Annotated in this window: 6 protein-coding genes; 2 read left to right on the top strand and 4 right to left on the bottom strand. The window is 60.3% G+C overall.

From position 1 onward, the window contains the following. Positions 1-56: 56 nt before the first annotated feature. Positions 57-347 carry a DDE-type integrase/transposase/recombinase gene (locus ACS5Q1_RS47210; protein WP_473104683.1) on the bottom strand — a complete coding sequence of 97 codons (291 nt, stop codon included), beginning with the start codon at positions 345-347 and terminating at the stop codon, positions 57-59. Between the two features lie 325 nt (positions 348-672). On the opposite strand from ACS5Q1_RS47210, the gene ACS5Q1_RS47215 reads away from it, so the two are divergent. Then, positions 673-903: a hypothetical protein gene (locus ACS5Q1_RS47215; RefSeq protein ID WP_473104678.1), complete on the top strand. Its 231-nt coding sequence runs from the start codon at positions 673-675 to the stop codon at positions 901-903. A 407-nt stretch (positions 904-1,310) separates the two neighbouring features. On the opposite strand, the gene ACS5Q1_RS47220 is transcribed toward ACS5Q1_RS47215, so the two are convergent. Continuing rightward, positions 1,311-1,529, bottom strand: a complete 219-nt coding sequence (locus tag ACS5Q1_RS47220; RefSeq protein WP_473104679.1) for a hypothetical protein — start codon at positions 1,527-1,529, stop codon at positions 1,311-1,313. A 231-nt stretch (positions 1,530-1,760) separates the two neighbouring features. Between ACS5Q1_RS47220 and ACS5Q1_RS47225 the strand changes: the two genes are divergently transcribed. Next, the gene (locus ACS5Q1_RS47225; protein WP_473104680.1) at positions 1,761-2,021 is read left to right on the top strand and encodes a dodecin family protein; all 261 of its coding nucleotides are present in this window, start codon (positions 1,761-1,763) and stop codon (positions 2,019-2,021) included. Positions 2,022-2,178: 157 nt separating this feature from the next. Here the strand turns inward: ACS5Q1_RS47225 and ACS5Q1_RS47230 are convergent, their stop codons facing one another. Beyond that, on the bottom strand, positions 2,179-2,610 hold the full coding sequence (locus tag ACS5Q1_RS47230) for an anthrone oxygenase family protein (protein WP_473104681.1): 432 nt from the start codon (positions 2,608-2,610) through the stop codon (positions 2,179-2,181). 346 nt (positions 2,611-2,956) lie between these two features. Beyond that, positions 2,957-3,243 (bottom strand): hypothetical protein (locus tag ACS5Q1_RS47235; protein ID WP_473104682.1); only part of this gene is annotated, 287 nt, incomplete at its 5' end.

Genomic DNA, 3,243 nt, shown 5'->3' on the forward strand with positions numbered 1-3,243 from the left:
CTTATCGAAGGCGACGTGACGGGCTTGCATCCCTGCACCCGCTCTTGGCCACGTGGTCACCCGTGCACGAGGAAAATAGCACGATCTGACAAAAAGAGCTTGTCGAAAACATCCGTGAGATATTTAGAGGTCCGGTGCTCGAAATCTTTCGGCAACAGCCCTTCGCTTTGTAAGCGTCGGATGGCCTTCGGATAAGAGGCCAGTCTATCGGTCGTGATCGAGGATGGAGGATAGTCGCTCATCAGCTTGAGGGCTTTGCGCAAGAAACGATAAGCGGCTCGGGTGTTCCGGCGGTTGGAGAGCATGAAGTCGATCAGCTGCCCGTGCTTGTCGACCGCCCGGAACAGATACTTCCAGGCCCTCCGACCCGCACGTACGTCTCATCCACACGCCACGAGCCGAAACGGGAACCCTGATGCTGCCGAACCCGCTTCTCGATTTCCGGCGCGTAGTGCTGAACCCAACGAAAAATCGTAGATGGGTCGACCTCGACACCACGCTCCCGCATCATCTCGGCGAGATCGCGATAGCTGTACCGTATTTGCAGTACCAGCGAACGCACAGCAGGATGATCTCAGCCGGAAAGCGACGGCGCTTGAACAGGGACAACAGGGCGGCTCCTCAGATGACCGTCCCTCGTTATAACGCCAAGGTTAATGCAACGGAGCTGTTTTGGCGGCCCCGCCGATCGCCCCCGCGCCCTCCAATGCGAAGCATATCGTCTCCAGTGGGGCCGGCGGCTACGTCCTGCCCGATGGCACGACGGCGGCAGGAGACGGGACGGGCGGCTTCCGTCTCCCGAACGGCGCCTACGTCGCCCCCGACGGGACAGGCGGCGTGACCTTGCCGAACGGCACGCGGTGCACGTCGGACGGTGCACGGGGCTATCTGTGTCCACGATGAGGCAATGTCAGGACGGCCACAACGGGCGCATGCCCCCAGGAGTTCGCCGTCAGGTGGAACCTAAGGCGCACGGCCCCAAGCGTATCTGCGGCTATCCTTGGCTTGACCCGAGAGCAGATCCGACGAGGGATCATTGTGATGGAGAAAGCAGTAACCCACGCTGGTTAAGGATTTGGGGCGGTAAGCGCGCTGCGAGTCGAACCCAGGGCCCTCTGGTCAGAGGTCAGCGCGCCTTCCGCGCGACTTCTTCATGGCACTGACCCTCCTCAAGGATCAAAATGCCCGGAAAAGTTGTCCTCGGAATGGACCAGTTTGACGGGTCAGGACCACTGCTCCACTCCTGAGCTGGCGCATCGTTCGGGACGGAACCAGAGGTTCGCGTCAATCCTTCGGGGCCACACAATGCGCTAAACGTCCTCTTCATCACGAGAGACAGTGCCGGCCAGCCTGCCTTCATCTTCGATTGCCTCATCAATCGACTTGATCGCGTTCTGGATCTCCGTGAACTCGACGGCTCTCTCGGGAATGAAGGCCGCCGTGTTGATGATGATCTCGGCCATCTCGCGCCGGTGCGCGACCAGCCGCTCGCGTGCTTTCTGCAATTGCTGAACGTAACGGTGCGTCATGGGACCAATCCGCTTCGAACCCCGGTCAGGCCGCGCCAGAATATCATGTTTGCCGACATAGGATCGACCGAAGCAGCCGGGTTGCCTGAGGGTCTCGGGCACCAGCGTTGTGCAGATAGCCACGTGCAAGGGAATGGGGCCCGGGAGACGCTTCCCTGACCAGGAACGGCCGCTCTTATATGGGCTTGTCCCGTGAGGCGCCGCTCAGGCGCCGGAGCGAAGGAGGGACCTATGTCGATCGTGAAAATGGTGGAGTTGTCATCCCAGTCGCCGGACAGCTGGGAGGATGCGACGCGCCAAGCGGTCGAGCGCGCCGCACAGACCTTGCGCAACATTCGCTCCGTCTGGGTCAAGGAGTTCGAGGCGGTGGTGGAGAACGAGCAGGTCACCCAGTTTCGGGTGATCCTGAAGATCGCGTTCCAACTCGACGAGGGAGTGAGTACCAGGAGCACACGGAGCATGGGAAGCGAGGAGATCTTGGGCTTGGAGTGAGATCCTCAAGGTTACTGGCGGAGTCACGGATCGGCAGTACATGACGGCAGAAGCTTCAGCGAAGCAATGGGCATGAGCTTATCCCTGCAGACGCTCTTCGCGAGGCCCGACGGTTATGTTCCAGACTGCCGGGCTCCTGCCTCGGCTGAGCGCCTCTTCAGGAGAGGGATGCCCCAAGGAAAGCGAGTGACGCTGCCACCCCGAGCGTGGTGCGAATCGCGTGAAGCGAGCCCCACCGCTTGATCATCGCTCTGCTCTCAGGACCGGCGGCTGCAGGATCGGTTGTCATAAGCCTGCTGTTCGTGGGCATGATGGCGAAGAACGTCACGGGCCAGTTGGCGATCATGAACAGCGCGCCGAGAAGCCAGCCGACGTGTCCGGTCTGCCACCATGCGATGAGCCCGAACAGGAAGCCTACGACGGCCAGAGGAGCCTGCATGGCCAAGCCGTGCTTATAAGACGGCTTCCACTCGGCCAGCAGGGATCGGTCGTCCAGTCCCAGGCGAGCGGGCTGCTCGGCGACATTGATGTAGAGGGCTGCGCCGGAGAACACGGCAGCGACAAGGAGTGCAAGCTGACCCGTGAGCATGTCGGTCTCCCTTGGGCCCTGCCCATCATAATGTCACCAGAGCATCGAGTATAGGTCGGAGGCACGAGGCTCATTGTCGTGAACAATCTGGCCTCCGTAAAAAGATAACGCCCGCTCGTCCAAAGGGCACTCTAAGGTTCGACTGGTAGGGGCAGAAATAGCAAGGTCGGTCGGATCAATGTAGGAGGCTAAGCATCTAGGTCGTTGATCTATCAGCGACCACCAGTCCCATTATGAAGTGCAAATCGACAGTGGCGCTGACCACACGTTTCCATTCCACCATCGCGCTGAGGCGATCCAGATGTGTAGCAAGCGCAGATCCGCCCCCTCTTATGAACTTAAGTCATCAGCGTCGACCGGAGCGCCAGATCGAGACAATGATCCAGAGGCTGTTGATGAAGGCGATCACGTACCCAGCCAATCCGAACAGGGTGAGGAGCGACAGACCAAAGACGGTCGGTCCGCCTGGCACCGTCATCACAATCGAGGACCCAATCACCAGCGATGCTGTCATCACGCCAACGGTGACGCGATCGATGGCGCTGTCGAGCCGATCGCCAAAACTGTCAAGGCGCTTGAGGTCGAGTTCGATCCGCATCCGCCCCTGACGGGCGTCTTTGATCAGCCGCGCGA

It is taken from the genome of Microvirga sp. GN3 (assembly GCF_055792825.1).